24 protein-coding genes and 4 tRNA genes are annotated in these 26,564 nt (G+C 44.9%); 24 read left to right on the top strand and 4 right to left on the bottom strand.

Annotated elements, in window-relative coordinates:
- Window positions 1–101: 101 nt before the first annotated feature.
- Entirely contained in the window at window positions 102–1,637 is a 1,536-nt protein-coding gene (locus AC5FX6_RS16510; RefSeq protein ID WP_493598060.1) for a glycosyltransferase family 2 protein, read from the bottom strand.
- Between the two features lie 270 nt (window positions 1,638–1,907).
- Between AC5FX6_RS16510 and AC5FX6_RS16505 the strand changes: the two genes are divergently transcribed.
- Genes AC5FX6_RS16505 through nadD form a run of 4 tightly spaced genes read left to right on the top strand, consistent with a single transcriptional unit; the run spans window position 1,908 to window position 3,972 of the window.
- Window positions 1,908–2,501 carry a sigma-70 family RNA polymerase sigma factor gene (locus AC5FX6_RS16505; protein WP_007653448.1) on the top strand — a complete coding sequence of 198 codons (594 nt, stop codon included), beginning with the start codon at window positions 1,908–1,910 and terminating at the stop codon, window positions 2,499–2,501.
- Between the two features lie 26 nt (window positions 2,502–2,527).
- On the top strand, window positions 2,528–2,812 hold the full coding sequence (locus AC5FX6_RS16500; protein ID WP_493598059.1) for a zf-HC2 domain-containing protein: 285 nt from the start codon (window positions 2,528–2,530) through the stop codon (window positions 2,810–2,812).
- A gap of 6 nt (window positions 2,813–2,818) precedes the next feature.
- The gene (gene gmk, locus AC5FX6_RS16495; protein WP_493598058.1) at window positions 2,819–3,403 is read left to right on the top strand and encodes a guanylate kinase; all 585 of its coding nucleotides are present in this window, start codon (window positions 2,819–2,821) and stop codon (window positions 3,401–3,403) included.
- The gene (gene nadD, locus AC5FX6_RS16490; protein ID WP_493598057.1) at window positions 3,400–3,972 is read left to right on the top strand and encodes a nicotinate (nicotinamide) nucleotide adenylyltransferase; all 573 of its coding nucleotides are present in this window, start codon (window positions 3,400–3,402) and stop codon (window positions 3,970–3,972) included. The genes gmk and nadD overlap by 4 nt, the downstream gene beginning before the upstream one ends.
- Window positions 3,973–4,051: 79 nt before the next feature.
- Here the strand turns inward: nadD and frr are convergent, their stop codons facing one another.
- The 3 genes from frr to AC5FX6_RS16475 form a co-directional block, all read right to left on the bottom strand.
- A complete protein-coding gene (gene frr / locus AC5FX6_RS16485) occupies window positions 4,052–4,615 on the bottom strand; it encodes a ribosome recycling factor (protein WP_196119994.1) in 564 nt (187 codons plus the stop codon).
- 53 nt (window positions 4,616–4,668) lie between these two features.
- A complete protein-coding gene (gene pyrH, locus AC5FX6_RS16480) occupies window positions 4,669–5,454 on the bottom strand; it encodes a UMP kinase (RefSeq protein WP_493598056.1) in 786 nt (261 codons plus the stop codon).
- Window positions 5,455–5,538: 84 nt separating this feature from the next.
- On the bottom strand, window positions 5,539–6,036 hold the full coding sequence (locus tag AC5FX6_RS16475) for an acyl-CoA carboxylase biotin carboxyl carrier protein subunit (protein WP_493598055.1): 498 nt from the start codon (window positions 6,034–6,036) through the stop codon (window positions 5,539–5,541).
- Window positions 6,037–6,123: 87 nt separating this feature from the next.
- Between AC5FX6_RS16475 and AC5FX6_RS16470 the strand changes: the two genes are divergently transcribed.
- The 20 genes from AC5FX6_RS16470 (at window position 6,124) to rplC (ending at window position 26,564) form a co-directional block, all read left to right on the top strand.
- Window positions 6,124–8,676, top strand: coding sequence for a M1 family aminopeptidase (locus AC5FX6_RS16470; RefSeq protein ID WP_493598054.1), 2,553 nt, complete (start codon window positions 6,124–6,126; stop codon window positions 8,674–8,676).
- Window positions 8,677–8,831: 155 nt separating this feature from the next.
- Window positions 8,832–8,914 (top strand) — tRNA-Tyr (locus AC5FX6_RS16465).
- Window positions 8,915–8,954: 40 nt separating this feature from the next.
- A tRNA-Gly gene (locus AC5FX6_RS16460) sits at window positions 8,955–9,027 on the top strand.
- Window positions 9,028–9,139: 112 nt separating this feature from the next.
- A tRNA-Thr gene (locus tag AC5FX6_RS16455) sits at window positions 9,140–9,211 on the top strand.
- A 69-nt stretch (window positions 9,212–9,280) separates the two neighbouring features.
- Entirely contained in the window at window positions 9,281–10,468 is a 1,188-nt protein-coding gene (gene tuf, locus AC5FX6_RS16450) for an elongation factor Tu (RefSeq protein WP_493598053.1), read from the top strand.
- A 108-nt stretch (window positions 10,469–10,576) separates the two neighbouring features.
- A tRNA-Trp gene (locus AC5FX6_RS16445) sits at window positions 10,577–10,649 on the top strand.
- Window positions 10,650–10,676: 27 nt separating this feature from the next.
- Window positions 10,677–10,868, top strand: coding sequence for a preprotein translocase subunit SecE (secE, locus tag AC5FX6_RS16440; RefSeq protein WP_007654324.1), 192 nt, complete (start codon window positions 10,677–10,679; stop codon window positions 10,866–10,868).
- A gap of 9 nt (window positions 10,869–10,877) precedes the next feature.
- Entirely contained in the window at window positions 10,878–11,435 is a 558-nt protein-coding gene (nusG, locus tag AC5FX6_RS16435; protein ID WP_493598052.1) for a transcription termination/antitermination protein NusG, read from the top strand.
- A gap of 12 nt (window positions 11,436–11,447) precedes the next feature.
- Entirely contained in the window at window positions 11,448–11,891 is a 444-nt protein-coding gene (gene rplK, locus AC5FX6_RS16430) for a 50S ribosomal protein L11 (protein WP_185196846.1), read from the top strand.
- A gap of 16 nt (window positions 11,892–11,907) precedes the next feature.
- Entirely contained in the window at window positions 11,908–12,600 is a 693-nt protein-coding gene (gene rplA / locus AC5FX6_RS16425; RefSeq protein WP_007654321.1) for a 50S ribosomal protein L1, read from the top strand.
- A gap of 4 nt (window positions 12,601–12,604) precedes the next feature.
- Window positions 12,605–13,129, top strand: a complete 525-nt coding sequence (gene rplJ / locus AC5FX6_RS16420; RefSeq protein WP_493598051.1) for a 50S ribosomal protein L10 — start codon at window positions 12,605–12,607, stop codon at window positions 13,127–13,129.
- A gap of 42 nt (window positions 13,130–13,171) precedes the next feature.
- On the top strand, window positions 13,172–13,552 hold the full coding sequence (rplL, locus tag AC5FX6_RS16415; protein WP_493598050.1) for a 50S ribosomal protein L7/L12: 381 nt from the start codon (window positions 13,172–13,174) through the stop codon (window positions 13,550–13,552).
- Window positions 13,553–13,704: 152 nt separating this feature from the next.
- Window positions 13,705–17,583: a DNA-directed RNA polymerase subunit beta gene (gene rpoB, locus AC5FX6_RS16410; RefSeq protein WP_493598049.1), complete on the top strand. Its 3,879-nt coding sequence runs from the start codon at window positions 13,705–13,707 to the stop codon at window positions 17,581–17,583.
- Window positions 17,584–17,685: 102 nt separating this feature from the next.
- Window positions 17,686–22,011: a DNA-directed RNA polymerase subunit beta' gene (gene rpoC, locus AC5FX6_RS16405; RefSeq protein WP_493598048.1), complete on the top strand. Its 4,326-nt coding sequence runs from the start codon at window positions 17,686–17,688 to the stop codon at window positions 22,009–22,011.
- Window positions 22,012–22,017: 6 nt separating this feature from the next.
- Window positions 22,018–22,335: a DUF3467 domain-containing protein gene (locus tag AC5FX6_RS16400; RefSeq protein WP_076420884.1), complete on the top strand. Its 318-nt coding sequence runs from the start codon at window positions 22,018–22,020 to the stop codon at window positions 22,333–22,335.
- 105 nt (window positions 22,336–22,440) lie between these two features.
- Complete coding sequence (rpsL, locus tag AC5FX6_RS16395) at window positions 22,441–22,857, top strand: 30S ribosomal protein S12 (RefSeq protein WP_115565639.1); 417 nt, start codon at window positions 22,441–22,443, stop codon at window positions 22,855–22,857.
- Window positions 22,858–22,876: 19 nt separating this feature from the next.
- Entirely contained in the window at window positions 22,877–23,344 is a 468-nt protein-coding gene (gene rpsG, locus AC5FX6_RS16390) for a 30S ribosomal protein S7 (protein WP_007654316.1), read from the top strand.
- A gap of 6 nt (window positions 23,345–23,350) precedes the next feature.
- On the top strand, window positions 23,351–25,453 hold the full coding sequence (gene fusA, locus AC5FX6_RS16385) for an elongation factor G (protein WP_493598047.1): 2,103 nt from the start codon (window positions 23,351–23,353) through the stop codon (window positions 25,451–25,453).
- 12 nt (window positions 25,454–25,465) lie between these two features.
- Window positions 25,466–25,771 carry a 30S ribosomal protein S10 gene (gene rpsJ, locus AC5FX6_RS16380; RefSeq protein WP_007654312.1) on the top strand — a complete coding sequence of 102 codons (306 nt, stop codon included), beginning with the start codon at window positions 25,466–25,468 and terminating at the stop codon, window positions 25,769–25,771.
- A 175-nt stretch (window positions 25,772–25,946) separates the two neighbouring features.
- Window positions 25,947–26,564 (top strand): 50S ribosomal protein L3, encoded by a 618-nt coding sequence (gene rplC / locus AC5FX6_RS16375; protein WP_493598046.1) that lies wholly within the window; start codon window positions 25,947–25,949, stop codon window positions 26,562–26,564.

Genomic DNA, 26,564 nt, shown 5'->3' with positions numbered 1-26,564 from the left:
CTTGTGTCAGGTATGGGCCATATATCCTTGCAAATAGATGCTTGCTATTTCTTTTTAATCGTTTTAGGATGAGATTTAATGCTATAGCACGAGGTTTTATTTTATGCTATGTGCTTGTCAATTCCGTTAGGGCAATAGGTGCTGTGCTCTGCTATTGCCTTCTCAAGTATAGCATCGTTAGCAGCAAGACTCTGTCTGGAGTTTTCCTGATGATACAGGTGATACGCCACGCCACCGAAGGCAAGGTTTTGGCGCTTAGTACCGCTGTTAAGCAATCGGATGGCAAACTCACTGTCTTCTCGGCCCCAGCCTACAAAATCTTCATTAAAGCCATTTACACGCAGAATGTCTTCCATCCAGAAGCCCATGTTGCAGCTTTTGATTGAGGCGATACCCGCTTTGTTCCTGCTGAACAGCTCCGATAGAAAAGGAGAGTTCGTGGCATTCAGCCTGTTCTTTATACCTGATGAAAGGGGCGAAATTGGAGTAGGGCCACGATTAATAAGGTGCTGACTTAACTCCGGGTTTAAAAGCACACGTTTGCCCTGTGTGAAATAGTCTTTGCGGGCGGCCCTTCGATGACTTTTCAAAAAGTCTGGATGTAGCACCATGTCACCGTCAATGATCACTACATATTCGCCTGTAGCCCTAGCAATGGCCCTGTTTCGACTCTCGGCAGCTCTGAAGCCCAGGTCTTCCTGCCAGCTGTGGAGCAATGGCACCGGCGACTCTTTAGCCATACGCTCAACAAGTGCACGTGTGTCGTCACGGGAACCATCGTCGGCCACTATGATCTCACGCGGCAACTCACTTTGCTGAAAAGCGCTGCGTAGCACAGTACCTAGCGCCTCTTTCCAATTGTAAGTTGTCACAATCAGGCTAATGCCAAGGCGCTGGTTCTCTTCGTGCAGTTTCATGTATTTGTAAAAAGTACCGTTAGCGTTTGAGAAAGAAATAGCCATACCCTCATACCCATACAGAAACCCGCGTTGCAAGACATAGTTCCTGAAAAGCGAAAAAGCCCACTTGAAATAGCTTTTGGCTGGAGAAGAGCTTTTACGGAAACGCTTCTCCCTAGCAAAGAGGGTAGTGTACTGGTCCATCTTGGCAATCAGCTGTGATATGCTGTTGAAGGAAAAGTGATCCATAGTACCACGTAACGGCTGCACCTGTAAGCCATCCGTTATAATATGTTCGTGCACGGGTAAGTCGGCAAAACGGGTGGTGCCTTTGTGGTAAAGGCGTAGGACATAGTCATTGTCCCAACCGCATGCTTTGATGTGTTTCTTTCCGTAAAAGTTGTGGCGCAGAAAACTGTATACCTTACCCGTATCTTGCAGGTCGAGCTGCAAGATTTCTTCTGCCAACTGGGGAGAGAGGATTTCGTCGCTGTCAATAGAAAGAACCCACTCATGCGTAGCGTACTGTGCTGCCAGGTTTTTCATGGGTCCAAAGCCGATGAAGGGGTGCTCTACCACCTGCACGTTCGGAAAACCTGTCGCAATAGCCAGTGTATCATCTTCAGATCCGTTATCCAATACAATTATCTGAGCGAACTGCCGTAATGAATGCAGGCAGTCAGCAAGATACTGCTGGCTGTTTTTGGTGAGAATGGTAACCGATATTGGTTGGCTCATGCTTGGGTATGCCCTAAGTGGTTAGGATTGCAAAATTAAGTTTTAGCGGCTAAATCGATGAAAAAAAAGCTCATTAACTGCTGAAAGTTCTGGAATTCCGTATGTTCCTAGTAAAGAAATGAATAAGTGCAGTGAAATAACTGCCCATCCTATACCTGCCGAAGTGGATCGTGTGCAACCCAAAAGCGGCAAGAAAGGTATGTAATTAAAATTTCTATATTTGCGTATAATTACGCGATTACGACTTTATAAATTACAAAATCAAGTCAAATGAGCGAGCAAACAGGTAAACAGTTGAGTAAAGAGGAAAAAGATGCCCGGTTTGAGGCAGAGTTACTGCCTGTGCTGGATCCTCTGTACAATTTTGCCTACAGGCTCACCCTCGACGAAGATGATGCCAATGACCTCGTGCAGGAGACATACCTGAAGGCATACCGCTTTTTCGATTACTTCGAGCAAGGAACTAATGCAAAAGCCTGGCTGTTCCGAATCCTGAAGAACTCTTTTATCAATGAGTTCCGGAAAAAGAGCAAACAGCCTGCCAAGGTAGACTATAGTGAGGTCGAGGGATACTATAATTCGGATGACGTAGAGGGCGAGGGTGGCGTAGCTTCCACTACCGATATGCGCACCGAAAGCGTACAGGATCTGATTGGCGACGAGGTGGCCAGCGCCTTAAACGCACTGCCGGTCGACTTTAGGACTGTGATCATTTTGTGTGATCTCGAGGGCTTCACCTACGAGGAAATGGCTAAAATTCTGGATATACCGATAGGTACCGTGCGCTCCAGGTTGCACCGTGCCCGTAACTCTTTGAAAGAGAAGTTGGAAAAGTATGCGAAGAGCATGGGATATAACAGTTAGATTAACCTAAAAGAGTTTGAGTAAAGATGGAATCGAAATTTACAGAAGCAGCGCACCAGAAAATTTCTGAAGACGGGCATGAGTCGGAATGCGACAAGATTGCCAAATTATTGGACCTGATGATCGACGGGGAAGCATCCTCCGAAGAACAGTCCTACTTTAATACCCACATCGAAGAGTGTCTTCCCTGCTTCGAAAGCCATCAAAAGCAAAAACTCCTCAAAGGGCTTGTAAGTGGTCATCTTAAGCGCGTAATTGTGCCGGAAAGCTTAGCTTTGTCCATTAAAGCCAGAATTCAAGAAACTGTATAACCTCTGATGCAAGGAAAGATTATCATTTTTTCGGCCCCGTCCGGCGCCGGCAAGACTACTATTGTAAAACACCTCTTGCAGGTAAACCCATTACTTGCCTTCTCTATTTCGGCCTGCACACGCGACAAGCGCGGCCGCACCGAAGAAAACGGTAAAGACTACTACTTCATAACACCGGAAGAATTCAAGCAGAAGATCGCGAAAGACGAATTCGTAGAGTGGGAAGAAGTATACGAAGGCGCCTTCTACGGCACTTTGAAATCTGAAATAGAGCGTATCTGGAAAAGTGGCAAGCACGTGATACTGGACGTGGATGTTAAAGGAGGACTAAGTATAAAGCATTTTTACAAAGAAAGAGCATTGGCGGTATTCGTAAAGCCGCCTTCCATAGAGGAACTGGCTAAGCGCCTGCAGGCCCGCAACACTGACTCTGCCTCCAGCATTTCGAGCCGTGTCTTTAAGGCTGAGTTTGAGATGAAGTTTGAGGACCAGTTTGATAAGGTGATTGTGAATGATAACCTGGAAGAGGCTTGCTCCAAGGCCGAGAAACTGGTAAATGAGTTTCTGAACGCTGAACCGGCTATCGTATGAAAGTAGGGCTGCTGTTCGGCTCCTTTAACCCCATCCACATCGGACACCTGATATTGGCTAATTATATGGCCAACAATACAGACCTGGATACGGTATGGCTAGTGGTGTCACCGCAGAACCCTTTTAAACCCAGCAATACACTTTTGCACGAGTTCGATCGGTTGCATATGGTATCGCTAGCTGTAGCAGATAACCCTAATTTGGGCGTATCGAACATTGAGTTCAACATGCCCAAGCCAAGCTACACGATTGACACACTTACTTATCTGCAGGAAAAATACCCAAGTTACGAGTTTGTGCTGATCATGGGAGAGGATAATCTGCCGCTTTTTCCGAAGTGGAAAAACTATGATCGCATATTGGAGTACCATCGGGTATACATATACCCACGTTCCGGCTCCACCACTACTGAACTTCCGCCTATGCCAAATGTGACATTTATCAAAGCTCCAGTGCTGGATATCTCGGCTACATTTATCAGGCAGTGCATCAAAGAAGAAAAATCAATCAAGTACATGGTGCCTGACGAAGTGGCTGAATACATTAAGGTACATAAGCTATACCTGTAATTCATGTACAGACCTTTAAAAAGAGAAGCCCGCTGATATGATCAGCGGGCTTCTCTTTTTAAAGGTATAACGGTGTTGCTTACACGGTCATGATCTCAGCTTCCTTCTTTGCAAGTAGCTCGTCCATTTTCACAATGTAGCTGTCTGTCATCTTCTGAACTTTAGCTTCCGCATCACGCACAGCATCTTCTGAAGTGCCTTCTTTCTGCAGTTTTCGCAGTGAGTCATTCACGTCTTTGCGAATGTTGCGAATCGCAATCTTTCCGTTTTCAGTCTCGTTCTTCACTTGCTTCACCAGGTCACGGCGACGCTCTTCCGTCAGTGGCGGAATGTTCAGACGGATGGAATCTGCTTCGTGCTGAGGGTTCAGGTTTAGGTCACTGTTTTTAATGGCTTTGCCAATTTCAGCAACCATGTTCTTCTCCCATGGCTTAATCAAGAGCGTGCGTGCGTCTGGGGTGGTGATACCAGCAACCTGAGAGATAGGAGTTGGAGCGCCATAGTAATCTACGCGCAGATCCTCTACCATGGCAGGTGAGGCTTTGCCAGCTCTGATTTTAAGCAGCTCAGAGTTTGTATGCTGTACCGATTTTTGCATCGACTCCTCGGCTTCGCTGAGGTAAAACTGAATTTCTTCCGTCATATCAATTTTAGCTTAATAAGGTTCTTCTGTTATCTTATGTATACTGCAATTTATTAATTCTTGTCAGTTGAGCCTGCGCCTTCTGAAGCCTGAATATTATCAACAGCTTCTTCTATTGACTCTGCCAGGTCTTCCATGGTTACAAGTGTACCAATTTTCTCGCCTTGCACCAGTCGTTTCAGATTACCACCGGTGTTCATGTCGAATACAATGATCGGCAGGCCGTTTTCTTTGCAAAGTGTAAAGGCTGTCATATCCATTACATTCAGGCCTTTTTCGAACACATCTTTGAAGGAGATATTAGAGTAGAAGATCGCATTCGGGTCTTTCTCTGGGTCAGCAGAGTAAATACCATCTACGCGGGTGCCCTTCAACACAACGTCCGCTTCTATTTCGATGGCACGAAGACTGGCAGCTGAATCAGTTGTGAAGTATGGATTTCCTGTACCGGCTCCAAAAATAACAACACGTCCTTTTTCAAGGTGACGTACTGCACGGCGCCGTATATAAGGCTCGCATACCTGCTGGATATTAAGGCCCGAAAGCAAGCGGGTATATACGCCTAGTTTTTCAAGCGCACTCTGCAAAGCCATGCTATTGATGACAGTTGCCAGCATGCCCATGTAATCACCCTGTACACGGTCAAGGCCCACCTGCTCCGCTTGCACACCTCTAAAGATGTTGCCTCCGCCGATCACAACTGCTACCTCAACTCCGAGTGCAGCAACCTCCTTAATCTCCTGCGAGTACTGCATCAGCCTGTCAGAGTCGATACCGTACTGCTGTTCTCCCATCAGCGATTCGCCGCTTAACTTCAGCAATATTCTTTTATACTTCACGGTCGTTTTATAGTAATGTTAATAGTTAGAGTTGCTCGTGCCGCGGAAAGGCAGTCGTGCTGCCCATCTGGCAACACAAAAAAATTAAAATAGAATCAATATCTGGTTTTTCTCCACGTTCTGCTTCACAGCCACCTTGATTTCCTTCACCACACCGTCGCCTGGCGACTTCAGGATGTTTTCCATCTTCATGGCCTCCAGAATCATAATTGGGTCACCTTTTTTCACTTCCTGTCCAGGCTGAACTTTTATTTCAAGTATCAATCCTGGCATTGGCGCTTTCACATCATTCACTTTCTGTGCGTTGGCATTGCTCATGCCCAACTTGTCGAGCAACAAATCGAAGCGGTCTTTTGCGCTCACGGTCTGCTTTACGCCATTGATCTTAAAAGTAAACGTTTTGGCTTGATAGTCAGCTTCTACCAACTCTGCGGTATACGACTTATCGTCTTTTATGATGTGATATCGGTTAGGGCCAAGGGAAGAAATATCCCAATTGAAAGGTGATCCATTAAGGAGAATAGCGTCTTTCTGAATATCAACCTGCCATGTATTGTCGTTAGCAGTTTTTATCTGGAGCATCTTTATAAATCAGATTTTGGAAGCTTAAAGATAATTGATTTATCAGAGTATTTTTAGAAATTGAGCTCAAAATTAAAACATTCCATCATGAATCATAGGTTTCTGAGCATAGTTGGCCTTGCCGCTGCTATGGCTTTCACGGGCGGTTGCAGTGTGAATAAACAAACCAAGGCGACTCCCACGGTTGAGCCAGTAGCAGGTAAACCGGCTATGGAGATTGCTGGGCCTCCTGTGTGGGCCCCAAAGAACCATGCCTTTAACCCTTCAAAAACTCGGGTGCATGACTTGTTGCACACCAAACTGCGCGTCAGCTTTGACTGGGATAAGCAATACCTTCATGGCGTCGCAGAACTTACCCTCAAGCCTTATTTTTATCCTCAGAATCAACTAGTGCTCGATGCCAAAGGCTTCGATATACACAGTGTGAACCTGATGAACGGATTTGATGCGACCGCCCTGAAATATACTTACGATGGTCTGAAGCTGACAATCGACCTGGGCAAAGCCTATACACGGAATGACAAATATATCATTGAGATCGATTACACTGCCAAACCCAATGAATTGGCAGTAGGCGGAAGCGATGTGATAACGGAGGACAAGGGACTCTATTTCATCAACCCGACAGGGGAGGAGCCTAATAAACCACGTCAGATTTGGACGCAAGGAGAAACTGAAGCTAACTCAGCCTGGTTCCCAACCATCGATTCGCCAAACGAGCGCATGACACAGGAGCTGTACATTACCGTCGACCAGAAGTTTACCACGCTTTCGAATGGCACTTTTGTTTACTCACGCAAAAACGCCAATGGTACCAAAACTGATTACTGGAAAATGGAGCAACCGCATGCGCCATACCTGACCATGATGGCCATAGGAGAGTATGCCGTGGTGAAAGACAAATGGCGTGAACTGGAGGTCAATTACTATGTAGAGCCAGCTTATGAGAAAACGGCTAAGAAGATATTTGGCAACACGCCTGAAATGCTGGAGTTTTTCTCCAAAAAGCTAGGAGTAGACTATCCATGGTCCAAGTACTCACAGGTAGTGGTACGCGACTTTGTGTCAGGCGCTATGGAGAATACTACGGCATCGACCTTTATGGAAGATCTGCAGTTGAATGAACGCGAGTTACTGGATAAGAACTGGGACGGCATTATTGCCCATGAGCTATTCCACCAGTGGTTTGGTAATTATGTGACCACAGAATCGTGGGCTAATCTGCCATTGAATGAGGCTTTTGCCAATTACTCAGAATATCTGTGGACAGAGCACAAGTATGGCGCTGAAGAAGCCGCGTTACACCACTTGGACGAGCTGGGTCAGTACCTCGATGAGTCCGAGACAAAGCGTGAGCCACTGATTCGCTATCGGTATGCTGATCGGGAAGATATGTTCGACAGTCACTCTTATGCTAAAGGCGGGCGTGTATTACACATGCTGCGCAAATATGTAGGAGATGAAGCTTTTTTTGCCTCGCTTAACCGTTACCTCACTCAGAACAAATTCTCAGACGTGGAGGTGGCGGAGTTGCGGATGGCGTTTGAAGACACGACTGGCGAGGACCTGATGTGGTTCTTCGATCAGTGGTTTATGCGCGCAGGTCATCCAGAGCTCAAAGTTAGCCATACCTATCAGAATGGCGCACTCACCTTACAGGTATGGCAACAACAGGATACGCTATACCAACCAGTGTATAAACTGCCCCTGAAAGTGGCTATCTGGGAGAACGGCCAAAAGAAAGAGCATGCGATTGAGATCACAAAATCAAACCAGGTATTTAATTTACCTGTAGCGACAGAGCCTCAGCTCGTACTCTTTGACAGTGAGCAACAACTGCTCGGGACCGTAGAACACGCGAAGACAGCAGAGGAGTTGGTGTTTCAATTCAAAAATGCGAAAGAACTTGCCCCACGATTAGAAGCCTTGGAAGAGTTGGAAGAGGAGCTGAGTCAACCGGAAATGGTAGCGTTACTGCAAGGTGCGTTGCAAGACAACTTTTGGGCTATTCGTAATTTGGCATTGGATGTGGCTGGTCGCTTGCCAGCCAAGCAAGCCACATCCCTGGAGCCGCTGGTAAAACGAATGGCAGAAAGCGAAAAAAAGGGAGAAGTGAGAGCAGGTACCATCATGTTGCTTTCAGAATGGGGTGATGACGAATATACCGACTTATACAAAAAAGCTATGCAAGATAGCTCATACAAAGTAGCAGCGGCAGGTATACTTGGATATGCTATGACAGAAGCAGCGGATATAAACCAGCGATTAGCCGCTTTTGAAAAAGAAACAAATGAGGAGATTGTACTTGCATTAGCATCCTACTATGCGGTGAAGGGAGGCGCCGGTAAATATGATTGGTTTATGAAGCAGATGAAAAGTGCTAAAGGGGCAGGCTTATATTATCTGCTTCAGAGCTATGGAGCCTTCATGGCTGTAAATTCAGAAGCCTATACACCGGAGGCTATTGCAATGCTTGCTGAATTGGCACAGGAGCATCGCCTATATTATGTGCGCATGGCTGCTTTTCAAACACTTATGGTGCATTCGGAGCGACCGGAAATAGTAGAGTTGCTAAAGGAAATCAGGGAAAATGAGAAAGATAAAAGGCTCTTAGAGCTGTACAATCAGGTTTCCCTGTAGGGTGTCAGGAAAAAAAACTGAATTATTTTTCAGAGAATATTTGACTGGAAAGAAAAAGCGCTTAATTTTGCATCTCCTTAGAACGAAGTAGTGAGCTGAAAAGCAGTTATAGAGTACTAAGGAAAGGCTGAATAAGTCAGCCAGGTTGAATATTAGGGGAGATTCCAGAGCGGCCAAATGGGACGGACTGTAACTCCGTTGTAGTGATACTTCGCAGGTTCGAATCCTGCTCTCCCCACAATTAAGACCACGCTTTTTAATGGTTTGCTGCATTCAAAGCGGGAGTAGCTCAGTTGGTAGAGCGATAGCCTTCCAAGCTATAGGCCGCGAGTTCGACCCTCGTCTCCCGCTCAATAAGCAAATGGCGTGCTGCTTATCAAATATGGGTTAACTTATAAGGAATTTCATGAAGATGGATTTCCTTTTTAGTATAAACTCATTTTTAAGATAAGTGATGGCAAAAGCCGACGTAGCTCAGGGGTAGAGTACTTCCTTGGTAAGGAAGGGGTCGTGGGTTCAATTCCCATCGTTGGCTCAAAGTCCGTTACGTGTATAATTAACGCAACATACTTAAACGTTTTAACCTTAATTTAATTATCATACAATGGCTAAAGAAACATTTGACCGTTCCAAACCGCACGTAAACATCGGTACTATCGGTCACGTTGACCACGGCAAAACAACTTTGACTGCTGCCATTACTACAGTTTTGGCTAAGAAAGGTCTTGCTGCACTTCGCGACTTCTCTTCTATTGATAACGCTCCAGAAGAAAAAGAAAGAGGTATTACTATCAATACTTCTCACGTAGAATACGCAACAGAGAACCGTCACTATGCTCACGTTGACTGCCCAGGTCACGCTGACTACGTGAAGAACATGGTTACTGGTGCTGCCCAGATGGACGGTGCTATCCTTGTGGTTGCTGCAACTGACGGCCCAATGCCGCAGACTCGTGAGCACATCCTTCTTGCTCGTCAGGTAGGTGTACCTCAACTGGTAGTATTCATGAACAAAGTTGACATGGTGGACGATCCAGAGCTTCTTGAGCTTGTTGAGATGGAAATCCGTGAACTTCTTTCTTTCTATGACTTCGACGGTGACAACATTCCAGTTATTCAGGGTTCAGCTCTTGGTGGCTTGAACGGTGATGACAAGTGGGTTAAAACTATCGAGGAATTGATGGCAGCTGTTGATAGCTTCATTCCAATTCCAGCTCGTTTGACTGACCTTCCATTCTTGATGCCAGTTGAGGACGTGTTCTCAATCACTGGTCGTGGTACTGTAGCTACAGGCCGTATCGAGCGTGGTGTAATCAACTCTGGTGAGCAGGTTGAAATCCTGGGTATGGGTGCTGAGAACCTTAAGTCAGTAGTTACTGGTGTTGAGATGTTCCGTAAGATCCTTGACCGTGGTGAAGCTGGTGACAACGTAGGTCTATTGCTGCGTGGTATTGAGAAAACTGATATCCGTCGTGGTATGGTTATCTGTAAGCCAGGTTCAGTTAAGCCTCACATGAAGTTCAAAGCTGAGGTTTACGTTCTTTCTAAAGAAGAAGGTGGCCGTCACACGCCATTCTTCAACAAGTACCGTCCACAGTTCTACTTCAGAACGACAGACGTTACTGGTGAGATCATGCTGCCAGAAGGCGTAGAAATGGTTATGCCTGGTGATAACATCACTATCGAGGTAAACCTGATCAACGCAGTAGCAATGGAGAAAGGTCTGCGTTTCGCTATCCGTGAGGGTGGTAGAACAGTAGGTGCCGGTCAGGTAACTGAAATCCTTGACTAATAATATATAAAACTAGCCCGTTTCTGGAATCTTTTTCAGGAACGGGTTTGTTTTTAATATTCTTTTAAATAAATTTGCACTCCAATTAAAATTGGTGTGCATTTTTTTACGGGTGTAGCTCAATTGGTAGAGTAGTGGTCTCCAAAACCATTGGCTGGGAGTTCGAGTCTCTCCACCCGTGCAATTTAAATCTATTAAAGCGAAGGCAATGAGCAAAGTAAAAGGCTACATAGACGAGACAGTGGAGGAAATGAAAAACAAAGTTTCATGGCCTGCATATTCTGATTTGCAGAATAGCTCTGTATTGGTGTTGATCGGGTCTTTAATATTTGCCCTAGTGGTTGGAGCTATGGATTTCGTTTTTGATTCGTCGCTGTCTTGGTTTTACAACCAGTTTTAATTTAAGTCTATGGCTGATTTAAAATGGTATGTGGTTCGCGCAGTAAGCGGACAGGAGAAAAAGGCAAAGGCTTATCTTGAGAACGAAGTATTAAGACAGAATCTTGGAGAGTACGTGCCTCAGGTTCTCATACCAGCTGAGAAAGTGTATGAGATGCGAGGTGGAAAGAAGAAGATCAGAGAGAGAAATTTCTTTCCAGGATATGTGCTGGTACATGCAGACCTATCACATGGTGAAGCAGAGCACATCATCATTAGTACACCAGGTGTTATCGGCTTCCTTGGTTCAAACGAAGGAGGTCAGAATAAAAAGCCGGTTCCACTTCGTCAGTCAGAGGTAAACAGAATACTGGGTACAGTTGACGAGGCAGAAGAGCAAGCGGAAGTATTGGATACTCCATTCTTAGTTGGAGAAATGGTGAAAGTGATGGACGGTCCTTTCAGTGGATTCTCAGGTACTGTGGAAGAAGTGTTCGAAGAACGTAAGAAGCTTAACGTTATGGTGAAAATATTTGGCCGTAACACTCCGGTTGAGCTGAATTACATGCAGGTAGAAAAAGAATCGTAGTAAATACAAATAATGGCAAAGGAAATAAAAGGTTATCTGAAACTTCAGATAAAGGGAGGTGCCGCGAATCCATCGCCACCGGTTGGACCTGCACTTGGTTCTAAAGGTCTTAACATCATGGAGTTCTGTAAGCAATTCAATGCTAGAACCCAAGATAAGCCAGGTCAAGTGTTACCAGTATTGATTACAATATACGCAGACAAGTCCTTCGACTTCGTAGTTAAGACGCCGCCTGCTCCAGTATTGTTAATGGATGCTGCTAAAATTAAGGGTGGTTCGAAAGAGCCAAACCGTAACAAAGTAGGTTCAGTTACATGGGATCAGGTAAGAGAGATTGCAGAGCTGAAAATGCCTGACTTAAATGCTTTCAAACTGGAGTCTGCCATGAAAATGGTAGCTGGTACAGCAAGAAGCATGGGTATTACAGTATCTGGAAACGCTCCGTGGAACGAATAATTAGAGTTAAAGGATAATGGCGAAGATTTCAAAGAACAGGAAAGCAGCTTTAGAAAAGGCTGACCTGACAAAAGAGTATTCTTTAACAGATGCGGCTTCAGTTGTAAAAGATATTACTTTTACTAAGTTCGATGCCTCTGTTGATATTGATGTACGCTTAGGCGTTGACCCTCGCAAAGCCGACCAAATGGTTCGTGGTATTGTTACCCTTCCTCATGGCACCGGTAAAGACGTAAAAGTACTGGCACTGGTTACACCTGACAAAGAGCAGGAAGCTAAAGATGCAGGCGCTGATTTCGTAGGTCTGGATGACTATATCCAAAAGATTGAAAAAGGCTGGACAGATGTAGACGTGATCATCACGATGCCAGCTGTTATGGCTAAAGTAGGTCGTTTAGGTAGAATCTTAGGTCCACGTAACCTGATGCCAAACCCTAAGTCTGGTACAGTTACACAAGACGTTGCTAAAGCAGTTAAGGAAGTTAAAGCAGGTAAGATTGACTTTAAAGTTGACAAGTATGGTATCATCCATACAAGTGTTGGCAAGGTGTCTTTCTCTCCAGAGCAACTAGCCGCTAACGCTGCAGAAGTAATTGCTACACTTAACCGACTGAAGCCGTCTTCAGCAAAGGGTACTTACATTAAGAGCATAACATTGTCTAGCACAATGAGCCCGGCCGTAATCGTTGACAAGAACGCAACTATCTAAGAACATGACCAGGGAAGAAAAAGAGATAATTGTTAAAGACCTGAGCGAGAAGTTAGCGAACACTAACTATTTCTATATCACAGATGCGTCTACAATGACTGTAGCCAGCATCAATCAGTTCAGGAGAATGGCCTTTGATAGAGGCTTGGAGTACAAAGTTTACAAAAACACTTTCATTAAGAAAGCACTTGATACACTAGAGGCAGACACTGCTAATCTAGAAGGAGTACTGAAAGGTTCATCTGGTATCTTGTTTTCTGCTGAATCAGGCAATGCTCCTGGTAAGCTTCTGAAAGACTTTAGAAAAAAAGGTAATACTCTTCCATTATTGAAGGGAGCCTATATTGATGGCGGTATCTACATTGGTGAAAACCAACTTGACACACTTGCCAGCATCAAGTCTAAAAACGAGCTTATCGGTGATATCATCGGCTTGCTTCAGTCTCCAGCTAAGAATGTTGTTTCTGCTCTACAGAGCAGCGGTGGCAAACTAGCCGGAATCCTGAAAACCCTATCTGAAAAAGAATAATTTTAAAAACGTAATCAATAAGTAACTTTTAATTTCAATAAAATGGCAGATTTGAAAGCATTCGCTGAGCAGTTAGTAAACTTAACTGTGAAAGAGGTTAATGAACTAGCTACAATTCTTAAGGATGAGTATGGTATCGAGCCAGCTGCTGCTGCTCCAGTTATGATGGCTGGTGGTGGTGCTGCTGAAGGAGGAGCTGCTGCAGAAGAGAAAACTTCTTTTGACGTAATCCTTAAGTCAGCTGGTGCATCTAAGCTTGCAGTTGTTAAGCTTGTAAAAGAATTGACTGGTCTTGGCCTGAAAGAAGCTAAAGAACTGGTAGACGGCGCTCCTAAGCCTTTGAAAGAAGGTGTAGCTAAGGACGAAGCAGATTCTTTGAAGAAATCATTGGAAGAAGCTGGTGCTGAAGTAGAGGTTAAATAATCTCACTTACCAACATACCGAGAACAGGTAGACCTGGCAGTTTAGTCAGGTCTTTTCCTGTTTGTACACGGATTCAACTTTTGAATCCTTTTTTTGCCCATGGCTATAGGTGTAGCTGTGTGCTGGAATCATATTGTAAACGTTAAAATTCCATGGCTTTGGCTAAGAATAAAACGACAGAGCGAATCAATTTTGCCTCTATAAACCCGGTTATTGACTACCCTGACTTCCTGGATGTTCAGTTACAGTCATTCCAGGACTTCTTCCAGCTGGAGACTCCTGCTGAAAATAGGGCTCAGGAAGGTTTGTTTAAGGTGTTCGCTGAGAACTTTCCGATTTCCGATTCACGAGAAAACTTTGTACTAGAGTTTATCGACTACCATATCGACCCGCCGAAATACTCAGTAGATGAGTGTATTGACCGCGGTCTCACTTATTCAGTTCCGCTGAAGGCCAAGCTGCGTCTCATCTGTAATGATGAAGACAACGAGGACTTCGAAACAATTGAGCAGGAAGTATTCTTGGGTAATATCCCATACATGACTGAGAAAGGCTCTTTTGTGATCAACGGTGCTGAGCGTGTTATTGTATCTCAACTTCATAGATCTCCGGGTGTGTTCTTTGCACAAAGCAAGCATACAAACGGTACTAAACTTTATTCTGCCAGAATTATTCCTTTCAAAGGATCTTGGGTTGAGTTTGCAACAGACGTTAACAACGTAATGTATGCCTACATTGATCGTAAGAAAAAATTCCCGGTAACAACGCTTCTGCGTGCTATCGGTTATGGTACTGATAAAGATATCCTCGATCTATTCGGTCTATCTGAAGAATTGCCTGCAACTAAGACAAATCTGAAGAATGCGATCGGCAGAAGACTTGCTGCACGTGTGCTACGCACATGGACAGAGGATTTTGTGGATGAAGATACAGGTGAAGTAGTATCTATCGATCGTAACGAGGTACTCCTGGAGCGTGACTCTGAAATCACGCAGGACGATATTGATGTTATCGTTGATTCTGGCACTAAGTCTATCATTCTTCACCGTGAGAACGTGAACATTGCGGACTATGCTATTATCTACAATACACTTCAGAAAGATAACTCAAACTCTGAGAAAGAAGCAGTTGAGCAGATCTATCGTCAGCTTCGTAATACCGAAGCGCCTGATGAAGAAACAGCTCGTGATATTATTCAAAAGTTGTTCTTCTCTGATAAGCGTTACGATCTAGGTGAAGTTGGTCGTTATAGAATCAACAAAAAACTGGGTCTAGATACAAATTGGGACGCTAAGGTTCTTACGAATGAGGACATTGTCCTGATCGTGAAATACCTGATTGGTTTGATCAACTCTAAGGCTGTAGTGGATGATATTGACCACTTGAGCAACCGACGTGTTAGAACGGTAGGAGAGCAGCTTTATGCGCAATTTGGTGTAGGTCTCGCACGTATGGCAAGAACGATCAAGGAGCGTATGAACGTACGTGACAATGAAGACTTCAAGCCTGTTGACTTGATCAACGCGAGAACGCTGTCTTCTGTGATCAACTCGTTCTTCGGTACAAACCAGCTTTCTCAGTTCATGGACCAGACTAACCCACTGGCAGAGGTGACGCACAAGCGTCGTGTATCTGCTCTTGGACCAGGTGGTCTTTCAAGAGAGCGTGCAGGTTTCGAGGTTCGTGACGTTCACTACACGCACTACGGTCGTCTGTGTACTATTGAAACACCGGAAGGTCCGAACATCGGTCTGATATCATCGCTATGCGTACATGCTCGCGTGAACCACATGGGCTTCATTGAAACACCATACCGTAAGGTGAACGAAGGTATAGTGGAGATGGATGGCTCAGTGGAGTACCTGACTGCTGAAGAGGAAGATACCCACCACATCGCACAGGCTAACGCCATCATTGACGATAAAGGAAACTTTATTAACGATAGAGTAAAAGGTCGTTTTGAAGGTGACTTCCCAGTAGAGGAGCCTAACACCTATACTTACATGGACGTTGCACCTAACCAGATCGTATCGGTAGCTGCTTCATTGATTCCATTCCTGGAGCATGATGATGCTAACCGTGCCCTGATGGGTTCAAACATGCAGCGCCAGGCTGTACCACTGTTGAAAGCGGAAGCTCCAATTGTAGGTACTGGTCTTGAAAGAAGAGCAGCTATTGACTCAAGAGCACTTGTAATTGCTGAGGGCGATGGTGTTATCGATTTTGTAGATGCGAATAAGATTGTAGTTAAGTACGATCTGACAGATGAAGAAAAGCTGGTTGCTTTTGATGCTGAGTATGTAACATATAACCTGATCAAGTTCAGAAGAACTAACCAGGATACATGTATCAACCTGACACCTATTGTGTATACAGGTCAGCGTGTAACAAAAGGTCAACCGCTTTGCGAAGGTTACGCTACGAACAATGGCGAACTGGCAATCGGTCGTAACATGCAGGTGGCTTTCATGCCTTGGCAAGGTTATAACTTCGAGGATGCTATTGTTATCTCTGAGAAAGTTGTTAGAGATGACATCTTCACTTCGATCCACATTGAGGAGTTTGAACTGGAAGTTCGTGAGACGAAGCGCGGAGAAGAAGAATTAACTTCTGAAATCCCGAACGTAAGCGAAGAAGCAGTGAAGAACCTAGACGAGAACGGTATTATCCGTATCGGTGCTGAGGTCCGTGAAGGAGATATCCTGATCGGTAAGATCACTCCAAAAGGTGAGACTGACCCGACTCCAGAAGAGAAACTTCTACGTGCGATCTTCGGTGATAAAGCCGGTGATGTGAAGGATGCCTCGCTTAAGGCACCGCCATCACTTAATGGTGTAGTTATTGAAACTAAGCTTTTCTCAAGACCTAAGAAAGACAAAAACCTACGTGCTAAGTCTAAGAAAGAGGTTGAAGAGCTTAAAGTAAAATACTCAAAAGATCTGACAGCTATCAAAAATGTGATGGTTGATAAACTGGTGTCATTGCTGGAAGGCAAAACATCACAAGGTATCAAGCACAAATTTGGTGACGAGATTCTGACGAAAGGTTCTAAGTTCACTAGAAAGAATATCATCGAAGCATTGTTCCCTGAAAAGAACCCTTATAAGGACGAAAGTAATTATGCGGTTCCAGAGGAGGTGAACATGTTCAAAGATCTTATTCTAGAGAACTGGACTACTGATGAGAAAGCGAACAGCATGTTGGTGGAACTTGTTAAGAACTATAACAAGCGCCGTAACATCACATCTGCACACTTTAAGCGTGAGCGTTTCACATTAGAGGTAGGGGATGAGCTGCCAGCTGGAATCGTGCAGTTAGCCAAAGTATACATCGCTAAAAAGCGTAAGCTGAAAGTGGGTGATAAGATGGCCGGCCGTCACGGTAACAAAGGTGTGGTTGCACGTATCGTGCGTGAAGAGGATATGCCATTCCTGGAAACAGGTGAACCAATGGATATCGTGCTTAACCCACTTGGTGTACCTTCAAGGATGAACATTGGGCAGATCTACGAAACCGTTCTCGGATGGGCTGGAAAGAAACTGGGTAGAACTTATGCTACTCCAATCTTCGACGGTGCTACGGAAGAACAGGTGCAGTCTGAACTGAGAGAAGCTGGTTTGCCAAGCTTCGGCCGAACATACCTTTATGATGGTCTGTCTGGCGATCGTTTCGACCAGCCAGTTACAGTAGGTGTTATCTACATGTTGAAACTGGGTCACTTGGTTGACGATAAGATGCACGCCCGTTCAATCGGACCATACTCACTCATCACACAGCAGCCATTGGGTGGTAAAGCCCAGTTCGGTGGTCAGCGTTTCGGTGAGATGGAGGTGTGGGCGCTTGAGGCATTCGGTGCTTCAAACGTATTGCAGGAAATACTTACAGTGAAATCTGACGACGTGATTGGCCGTGCGAAAGCCTACGAGGCAATCGTGAAAGGCGATGTATTGCCAAAACCAAATATCCCGGAATCATTCAACGTATTGATTCACGAGTTAAGAGGTCTGGCACTCGAAATCACCTTAGAGTAATAAAGTAAAAGCTAAGCGCACTGACAAATGTCGGGGCGCTTAGCGCACTTTAGACAGATCAGCTGTAAGGCATATTCATTGTATCGACATTATTGTAATAATATGGCATTTGCAAAAAACAAAAAGCTAACTCAGGACTTCTCCAAAGTAACGATAAGCCTGGCTTCTCCAGAGTCGATTCTGGAGAGATCAAATGGCGAGGTTACAAAGCCTGAGACAATTAATTATAGAACCTATAAGCCTGAGATGGGTGGTTTATTCTGCGAAAGAATATTCGGACCTGTTAAGGACTGGGAATGCCACTGCGGAAAGTATAAGAGAATCAGATATAAGGGTATCATCTGCGACCGTTGCGGTGTAGAAGTTACTGAGAAAAAAGTGCGCCGCGAGCGCATGGGCCACATCGAACTGGTAGTTCCTGTAGCTCACATCTGGTACTTCAAGTCTCTTCCGAATAAAATAGGTTATCTGTTAGGCCTACCTACAAAGAAGCTTGACCAGATTATCTACTACGAAAGATATGTAGTAATCCAACCAGGTATTTTGGCAGAAGACGGTGTCAACACACTGGACTTCCTGACAGAAGATGAATACCTGGATATGATTGACAAGCTCCCGCGCGAGAACCAGATGTTGGACAATAATGATCCAAACAAGTTCATCGCGAAAATGGGTGCTGAGTCATTGCAGATGCTATTAGAGCGTACGAACTTGGACGACCTGTCTTACGAGCTTCGTCACGCGGCCGCTCACGAGACTTCGCAGCAGCGTAAAGCTGAGGCTTTGAAGCGTCTTCGTGTAGTGGAGGCATTCCGTGATGCGACAACAAGAATCGAGAACAGACCCGAGTGGATGATCATCCGCATGGTGCCTGTAATTCCGCCAGAGCTTCGTCCACTTGTTCCGTTGGATGGTGGCCGTTTTGCTACTTCTGACTTGAACGACCTTTACCGTCGTGTTATTATCCGTAATAACCGTCTGAAGCGTCTGATCGAGATCAAAGCTCCTGAAGTAATCCTTCGTAACGAGAAGCGTATGCTGCAGGAAGCGGTTGACTCCCTGTTCGACAACTCACGTAAAGTGAATGCTGTTCGTGCAGAGGGTAACCGTGCGCTGAAGTCACTTTCTGACATGCTGAAAGGTAAGCAGGGACGTTTCCGTCAGAACTTGCTTGGTAAGCGTGTTGACTACTCTGGCCGTTCGGTAATTGTGGTTGGTCCTGAGCTGAAGCTGCATGAGTGCGGTCTGCCTAAAAACATGGCAGCTGAGCTTTTCAAGCCGTTCATCATCCGCAAGCTGATCGAAAGAGGCATCGTAAAGACGGTAAAGTCAGCTAAGAAAATAGTTGACCGTAAGGACCCTGTTGTTTGGGATATCTTGGAAAATGTGCTGAAAGGCCACCCGGTACTCCTTAACCGTGCTCCTACACTCCACAGATTAGGTATACAGGCGTTCCAGCCGAAACTGATTGAAGGAAAGGCTATACAGCTGCACCCATTGGTGTGTACGGCATTCAACGCCGACTTTGACGGTGACCAGATGGCGGTGCACGTTCCACTCGGACCTGCGGCTGTACTGGAAGCCTCCATGCTAATGCTTGCTTCGCACAACATCCTGAACCCTGCTAACGGTGCTCCTATTGCGGTACCTTCTCAGGACATGGTACTTGGTCTATACTATGTATCAAAAGGAAAGCGTAGCACAGAAAATGAACATATACCTGGTGAAGGCATGAGCTTCTACTCTGCGGAGGAAGTAATCATCGCTATCAATGAAGGCCGTCTTTCTAAGCAGGCTTATATTAAGGTAAGAACCAAAATAAAGAATGAAAACAACGAGCTGGAGACAAAGTCAATTGAGACAGTTGCCGGACGCGTAATTTTCAATCAGTTTGTGCCGGAAGAGGTTGGATATATTGATGAGCTGTTGACGAAGAAGAAACTTCAGCAGATCATATCAAGAGTATTCAAAGAGACGGGTATGGCTCGTACTGCCCACTTCCTGGATGATATCAAAACTCTAGGATTCCAGTCTGCTTATAAAGGCGGTCTGTCAATGGGTCTGGGTGATATCCAGATTCCTGCAGAGAAAGATATTCTAGTAGCTCAGGCCAAAAAGGATGTGGATGCTGTATGGCAAAACTATTCAATGGGTCTGATCACGGACAACGAGCGTTACAACCAGGTAATCGATATCTGGACTCGTATCAACAACCAGATTACTGAAACGTTGATGCGCCGTCTGGAGAATGATGATCAGGGTTTCAACTCGATCTTCATGATGATGCACTCCGGTGCTCGTGGATCGAGAGAGCAGATTCGTCAGCTGGGCGGTATGCGTGGTCTGATGGCTAAGCCTCAGAAATCATTGCAAGGCTCAGTAGGTGAGATCATCGAGAACCCGATCCTTTCTAACTTTAAGGAAGGTCTGGATGTAATCGAGTACTTTATCTCTACACACGGTGCTCGTAAAGGTCTTGCCGATACGGCCCTTAAGACTGCAGATGCTGGTTACCTGACGCGTCGTCTGGTAGATGTATCGCAGGACGTAATTGTGAACGAAGAAGACTGCGGTACGCTGAGAGGTCTGGAAGTGAGCGCACTGAAAGACAACGAAGATATTGTGGAATCTCTGTCAGAGCGTATCCTGGGTCGTGTGACAGTACATGATGTATATGATCCGATCACAAACGAATTGATCGTGGAGTCTGGCGATGAAGTGACTGAAGAAGTTGCTCGTGCCATTGAAAACACAGCAATTGAAACAGTAGAAATCCGCTCAGTACTTACTTGTGAATCTAAGCGAGGTATCTGCGCTAAGTGCTACGGCCGTAACCTGGCAACAGGGTTTATGGTGCAGAAAGGTGAGGCTGTTGGTGTAATCGCTGCACAGTCCATCGGTGAGCCTGGTACACAGCTGACACTCCGTACTTTCCACGTGGGTGGTACTGCATCAAACATTGCAGTAGACGCTATGATCAGAGCCAAATTCGCTGGTAAAGTTGAGTTTGAAGATGTTCGTACGATCGACACTATCAACAATGAAGGAGAGCCTGTTAAAGTAGTAATGGGTCGTTCAGGAGAAGTGAAGATTGTAGATCCTGCGACAGGCAAAATGCTGATCAGTAACCACGTGCCATATGGTTCATTCATTACAGTGAACGAAGGCCAGGAAGTGGAAAAAGGTGATCAGCTATGTATGTGGGATCCGTACAACGCGGTTATTCTATCTGAGTTTGATGGCGAAATTGCTTACGAATCGATTATCGAAGGTATAACATACCGTGAAGAATCAGATGAGCAGACAGGTTACCGTGAAAAGGTGATTATCGATACAAAAGATAAGACTCAAAACCCTGCTATCCTTGTGAATCCGAAAAATGGTGAGCCAAAAGGTTACAACATTCCGGTAGGAGCTCACTTGACAGTAGAGAACGGTGAAAAAATCAAAGCTGGTCAGATTCTGGTTAAGATTCCTCGTGCGATCGGTAAAACACGTGACATTACTGGTGGTCTGCCACGTGTGACGGAACTGTTCGAAGCCCGTAACCCATCTAACCCGGCAGTAGTGTCAGAGATTGATGGTGTGGTAACATATGGTAGCGTGAAGCGTGGTAACCGTGAGATCTTCATCGAGTCGAAAGATGGCGTGAAGAAGAAATACATGGTGCCGCTTTCTAAGCACATCCTGGTACAGGACAATGACTTTGTTCGTGCAGGTATGCCATTATCAGATGGAGCTATTACGCCAAACGATATCCTGAACATTCAGGGACCAGGTGCGGTGCAGGAATATCTGGTTAACGAGATTCAGGAAGTATACCGTCTGCAGGGTGTGAAAATCAACGATAAGCACATTGAGGTGGTGGTTCGCCAGATGATGCAGAAAGTTGTGATCATTGATGCAGGTGATACCAGCTTCCTGGAGCATCAGGTAGTTGATAAGATTAACTTCATGGAAGAGAACGACCGAATCATCGACATGAAAGTTGTTGAAGAAGCTGGTGACTCTACTAACCTGAAACCAGGTCAGATTGTAACAGCAAGAAGACTTCGTGATGAGAACTCCAGCCTGAAGCGTCGTGACTTGAAATTGGTAACGGTGCGTGATGCATCTCCAGCAGTATCGAGACCGACACTACAAGGTATAACACAAGCATCACTTGGTACACAAAGCTTTATCTCGGCAGCATCATTCCAGGAAACTACAAAAGTACTGAGTGAAGCAGCTATCAAAGGTAAAGCGGATGAATTGCTAGGTCTGAAGGAAAATGTGATTGTAGGTCACCTAATTCCGGCAGGTACAGGATTGCGAGACTATCAGAACCTGATCGTAGGAAGCCAGGAGGAGTACGACTCACTTGTGGAATCTAAAAAGACAGGAGTTGGAAGCCGCGCAAAACAGCAGGAACTACAAAATAACAGATAAGTAGAAATGGCAGAAGAATTGAAAAATCAGAACCAAATCAACATTGAGCTATCAGAAGAGATAGCGGAAGGGGAATATGCCAACTTGGCCATGATTGCTCATTCCAGTGGAGAATTTGTGATTGATTTTATAAGACTAATGCCTGGCTTACCTAAAGCGAAAGTTAAATCAAGAATAGTTATCACGCCGGAGCATGCTAAAAGATTATTGGCTGCTCTGGCCGATAACATTCAAAAATTTGAAAGCAGCTTTGGGGAAATCAAACCGGCTAATGAGGCGCCTTCCTTTCCAATGAACTTCGGAGGAACAGTAGGAGAAGCCTAATGTGCTAATAATTAATGAATTAAAATTTTGAATTTGCAAAGTGAATTTCCTACCTTTGCAGACCAAATTTTAGAGTGAAAAATATCTATAATTAACAAATTATAAATGCCTACTATACAGCAATTAGTAAGAAAGGGAAGAGAGAAACTAACTTCGAAGTCGAAGTCTCCTGCCCTAGATTCATGCCCACAACGTCGTGGTGTATGTACAAGAGTGTATACAACCACTCCTAAGAAGCCAAACTCAGCTATGCGTAAAGTAGCTAGGGTAAGACTTACAAACGGTAAAGAAGTTAACGCTTATATCCCTGGTGAAGGACACAACCTTCAGGAGCACTCTATTGTGCTTATCAGAGGTGGTAGAGTTAAAGACCTTCCAGGAGTACGTTATCACATCGTACGTGGTGCACTAGATACAGCCGGCGTAAGCGGCCGTTTACAGTCACGTTCTAAGTACGGTGCTAAGAGACCTAAGCCAGGCCAGCCAGCAGCTGCAGCAGGTAAAGGTGGTAAGAAAAAATAATTGATAGAATTATATTACAATGAGAAAAGCAAAGCCTAAAAGTAGAGTTCTCCTTCCTGATCCAAAATTCAAAGAGACCTTAGTAACACGTTTCGTGAACTATCTGATGGAAGATGGTAAGAAAAGTATTGCTTATGGTATCTTCTATGATGCTGTAGAATTAGTAGAGCAAAGAACGAAAGAGAACGGCCTTGAAACTTGGAAAAAAGCATTGAACAATGTGATGCCAAGCGTAGAGGTGAAGAGCCGCCGTGTAGGTGGTGCTACTTTCCAAGTGCCGACTGAGGTTCGTCCGGACCGCAGAGTATCTCTTGGTATCAAGTGGATGATTTCTTACGCTCGCAAGAGAGGTGAGAAGACAATGAAAGACAAATTGGCTGGCGAGATTATCGCAGCTGCAAAAGGTGAAGGTGCTGCCGTTAAGAAAAAAGACGATACGCACAGAATGGCCGAGGCAAACAAAGCATTCTCACACTTTAGATTCTAATTATTAATGGCACGCGATTTAAGATTAACAAGAAATATCGGTATTGCTGCGCACATTGATGCTGGTAAAACAACAACAACTGAGCGTATCCTTTACTATGCTGGTGTAAGCCACAAGATAGGTGAGGTTCATGATGGTGCTGCCACTATGGACTGGATGGAGCAGGAGCAGGAGCGTGGTATCACGATCACATCTGCTGCGACAACTGTTAACTGGAACTACAGAGGCGAGCAGTATCATATCAACATTATTGATACTCCGGGTCACGTGGACTTTACTGTAGAGGTAAACCGTTCCCTGCGTGTACTTGATGGACTGGTATTCCTATTCAGCGCAGTAGATGGTGTTGAGCCACAGTCAGAAACTAACTGGCGCCTTGCGGACAACTACAACGTAGCCCGCATCGGTTTCGTGAATAAAATGGACCGTTCAGGAGCGGACTTCCTTGCTGTTTGTAAGCAGGTGAAGGAAATGCTGGGAAGTAACGCTGTAGCGCTTCAGTTACCAATCGGTTCCGAAGATAACTTCAGAGGTGTAGTTGACCTGGTTAACTTCCGTGGTATAGAGTGGAATGAAGAGGATAAAGGGATGACCTTTACTGAAGTTCCAATTCCAGATGATATGCTGGAAGAAGCTGAAGAGTACAGAGAGAAACTTCTGGAAGCTGTGGCTGATTATGATGAGCGTCTGATGGAGAAATACTTCGACGATCCAGCATCAATCACGGAAGACGAGATCATCGCTGCTCTTCGTGCTGCCACTATTGACATGGCTATCGTACCAATGCTTTGTGGTTCTTCATTTAAGAACAAAGGCGTACAGACAATGCTTGACTACGTGATGGCACTTTGCCCATCACCGATGGATAAAGAAAGCATTATCGGTACTAACCCGGATACAGGAGCAGAAGTAGCCAGAAAACCAAGTGAGAAAGAGCCGTTTGCCGGTCTTGCCTTTAAGATCGCAACTGACCCATATGTAGGTCGCCTTTGCTTCGTACGTGCTTACTCTGGTGTATTGGAGTCAGGCTCTTACATATTCAACTCTCGTTCAGGCAACAAAGAGCGTATTTCTCGTATCTTCCAGATGCACGCCAACAAGCAGAACCAGATTGACAAACTGCAGGCAGGTGACATTGCAGCGGTAGTAGGTTTCAAGGACATCAAGACAGGAGATACCCTGTGTGCACAAGATGCTAAGATCGTTCTGGAGTCCATGGACTTCCCTGAACCAGTAATTGGTTATGCTATCGAGCCTAAAACACAGGCTGACTCTGACAAAATGGGTATGGCTATTGCCAAGCTTGTTGAAGAAGATCCAACACTGCAGGTTAATACAGACGAGGAGACAGGTCAGACCATCCTCAGAGGTATGGGTGAACTTCACCTGGAGATCATCATCGACCGTATGAAGCGTGAGTTCAAGGTTGAACTGAATCAGGGTGCTCCACAGGTAGCTTACAAAGAAACGATCACAAAAACTGTAGAGCACAGAGAAGTGTTCAAGAAGCAGTCAGGTGGACGTGGTAAGTTTGCCGATATCGTGTTCACAATGGGACCACGTGAAGATGGAAAGCAAGGACTGGAGTTCGAAAACGCAATTGTAGGTGGTGTAATTCCAAGAGAATTCATTCCAGCGGTACAAAAAGGTTTCGAGGAAGCGATGAAGAATGGTATTCTGGCAGGCTTCCCTATCGACTCTATGAAGGTGCGTTTGTTCCATGGTTCATTCCACGACGTTGACTCTGACTCACTTTCTTTTGAACTGGCAGCACGTCAGGGCTTCAAAGAAGCAGGTAAGCAGTGTGCTCCAAAGCTACTCGAGCCAATCATGGCGGTAGACGTAGTTACTCCGGATGAATATACTGGTCCTGTAACTGGTGACTTGAACAGAAGAAGAGGTATCATGAAAGGTATGGATACGAAAGGAACCTCAACAGTTGTAAAAGCAGATGTTCCGCTTTCTGAGCTGTTCGGTTATGTAACTGATCTTCGTACCATCACTTCAGGTAGAGCTACGGCTTCACTTACTTTCTCTCACTATGAGCAAGTACCACAAAACCTGGCCGATGGCATCATTGCTAAATTAAAAGGAACTGCAGCTAAATAGTAGTAAAAGATAATGAATCAGAAAATTAGAATTAAACTTAAGTCTTACGACCATAACCTGGTAGACAAGTCTTCTGAGAAGATTGTTAAAGCTGTAAAGGCTACTGGAGCTATCGTAAGCGGTCCTATTCCTCTTCCAACAGAGAAGGATAAATTTACAGTTCTTCGTTCACCACACGTGAACAAGAAATCAAGAGAGCAGTTTCAGCTTTGCACTTATAAGCGTCTGGTTGATATCTACTCTACAAGCTCTAAAACAGTTGATGCCCTAATGAAGTTAGAACTTCCTAGTGGTGTGGATGTTGAGATCAAAGTTTGATAAAAACAGATCAATTAAAAAAAAAGAGAACCTTCGGGTTCTCTTTTTTTATGTGCTGATTAATAATATTTTAGACAAAACTTGTTAAAGCATTTTAAATTTTATTAACTTTGCACTCCCTTAGCGAGAGCTGTGGGATAAAATCATTATATCCATCTTTTAAAAAACAAGTTGAATGCCTGGAATTATCGGTAAAAAAATCGGAATGACAAGCCTCTTCACAACAGATGGTAAATACACACCAGTTACGCTTATTCAAGCAGGCCCATGTGTAGTTACTCAAGTGAAGACGGTTGAGACTGATGGCTACGCAGCTGTGCAGCTTGGCTACGGCGACAAAAAGCTTAAAAGAGTAACGAAAGCAGAAGCTGGACATTACAAGAAAGCTAATACGGAAGCCAAGAAAAAAGTTGCTGAATTCGATGTAGAAGGTGTGTCTCTGAATCTTGGTGATACAGTAGACGTGAATCTATTCGAAGAAGGAGAATACGTGGATGTGGTTGGCACATCTAAAGGTAAAGGTTTTCAAGGCGTTGTGAAACGTCACAACTTTGCCGGTGTTGGTGGGCAGACTCACGGTCAGCACAACAGAGCGAGACACCCTGGTTCAATCGGTGCATGCTCTTGGCCTTCAAGAGTATTCAAAGGTATGCGCATGGCCGGTCGTATGGGCGGTAACCGTGTTAAGATACAGAACTTAACAGTGATTCGTGTAATCGCAGACAAAAATCTGTTAGTAGTTAGTGGCTCTATTCCTGGTGCCAAAAATTCTTACGTGTTAATTGAGAAATAA

The sequence above is a fragment of the Pontibacter sp. LHS2 genome (assembly GCF_058932845.1).
The sequence above is the reverse complement of the archived record's forward strand: the minus strand, read 5'-3'. Positions and strand labels throughout refer to the sequence as shown.

Bases quoted from the DNA above. Each gene is read 5' to 3' on its own strand.
- rplK (WP_185196846.1), top strand. From the start codon at position 11,448: ATGGCAAAGGAAATAAAAGGTTATCTGAAACTTCAGATAAAGGGAGGT.
- rplA (WP_007654321.1), top strand. From the start codon at position 11,908: ATGGCGAAGATTTCAAAGAACAGGAAAGCAGCTTTAGAAAAGGCTGAC.
- tuf (WP_493598053.1), top strand. From the start codon at position 9,281: ATGGCTAAAGAAACATTTGACCGTTCCAAACCGCACGTAAACATCGGT.
- AC5FX6_RS16470 (WP_493598054.1), top strand. From the start codon at position 6,124: ATGAATCATAGGTTTCTGAGCATAGTTGGCCTTGCCGCTGCTATGGCT.
- nusG (WP_493598052.1), top strand. From the start codon at position 10,878: ATGGCTGATTTAAAATGGTATGTGGTTCGCGCAGTAAGCGGACAGGAG.
- rplC (WP_493598046.1), top strand. From the start codon at position 25,947: ATGCCTGGAATTATCGGTAAAAAAATCGGAATGACAAGCCTCTTCACA.
- nadD (WP_493598057.1), top strand. From the start codon at position 3,400: ATGAAAGTAGGGCTGCTGTTCGGCTCCTTTAACCCCATCCACATCGGA.
- gmk (WP_493598058.1), top strand. From the start codon at position 2,819: ATGCAAGGAAAGATTATCATTTTTTCGGCCCCGTCCGGCGCCGGCAAG.
- AC5FX6_RS16500 (WP_493598059.1), top strand. From the start codon at position 2,528: ATGGAATCGAAATTTACAGAAGCAGCGCACCAGAAAATTTCTGAAGAC.
- rpoC (WP_493598048.1), top strand. From the start codon at position 17,686: ATGGCATTTGCAAAAAACAAAAAGCTAACTCAGGACTTCTCCAAAGTA.
- rpsG (WP_007654316.1), top strand. From the start codon at position 22,877: ATGAGAAAAGCAAAGCCTAAAAGTAGAGTTCTCCTTCCTGATCCAAAA.
- secE (WP_007654324.1), top strand. From the start codon at position 10,677: ATGAGCAAAGTAAAAGGCTACATAGACGAGACAGTGGAGGAAATGAAA.
- rplJ (WP_493598051.1), top strand. From the start codon at position 12,605: ATGACCAGGGAAGAAAAAGAGATAATTGTTAAAGACCTGAGCGAGAAG.
- AC5FX6_RS16475 (WP_493598055.1), bottom strand. From the start codon at position 6,036: ATGCTCCAGATAAAAACTGCTAACGACAATACATGGCAGGTTGATATT.
- fusA (WP_493598047.1), top strand. From the start codon at position 23,351: ATGGCACGCGATTTAAGATTAACAAGAAATATCGGTATTGCTGCGCAC.
- frr (WP_196119994.1), bottom strand. From the start codon at position 4,615: ATGACGGAAGAAATTCAGTTTTACCTCAGCGAAGCCGAGGAGTCGATG.
- rplL (WP_493598050.1), top strand. From the start codon at position 13,172: ATGGCAGATTTGAAAGCATTCGCTGAGCAGTTAGTAAACTTAACTGTG.
- AC5FX6_RS16510 (WP_493598060.1), bottom strand. From the start codon at position 1,637: ATGAGCCAACCAATATCGGTTACCATTCTCACCAAAAACAGCCAGCAG.
- rpoB (WP_493598049.1), top strand. From the start codon at position 13,705: ATGGCTTTGGCTAAGAATAAAACGACAGAGCGAATCAATTTTGCCTCT.
- AC5FX6_RS16505 (WP_007653448.1), top strand. From the start codon at position 1,908: ATGAGCGAGCAAACAGGTAAACAGTTGAGTAAAGAGGAAAAAGATGCC.
- AC5FX6_RS16400 (WP_076420884.1), top strand. From the start codon at position 22,018: ATGGCAGAAGAATTGAAAAATCAGAACCAAATCAACATTGAGCTATCA.
- rpsJ (WP_007654312.1), top strand. From the start codon at position 25,466: ATGAATCAGAAAATTAGAATTAAACTTAAGTCTTACGACCATAACCTG.
- rpsL (WP_115565639.1), top strand. From the start codon at position 22,441: ATGCCTACTATACAGCAATTAGTAAGAAAGGGAAGAGAGAAACTAACT.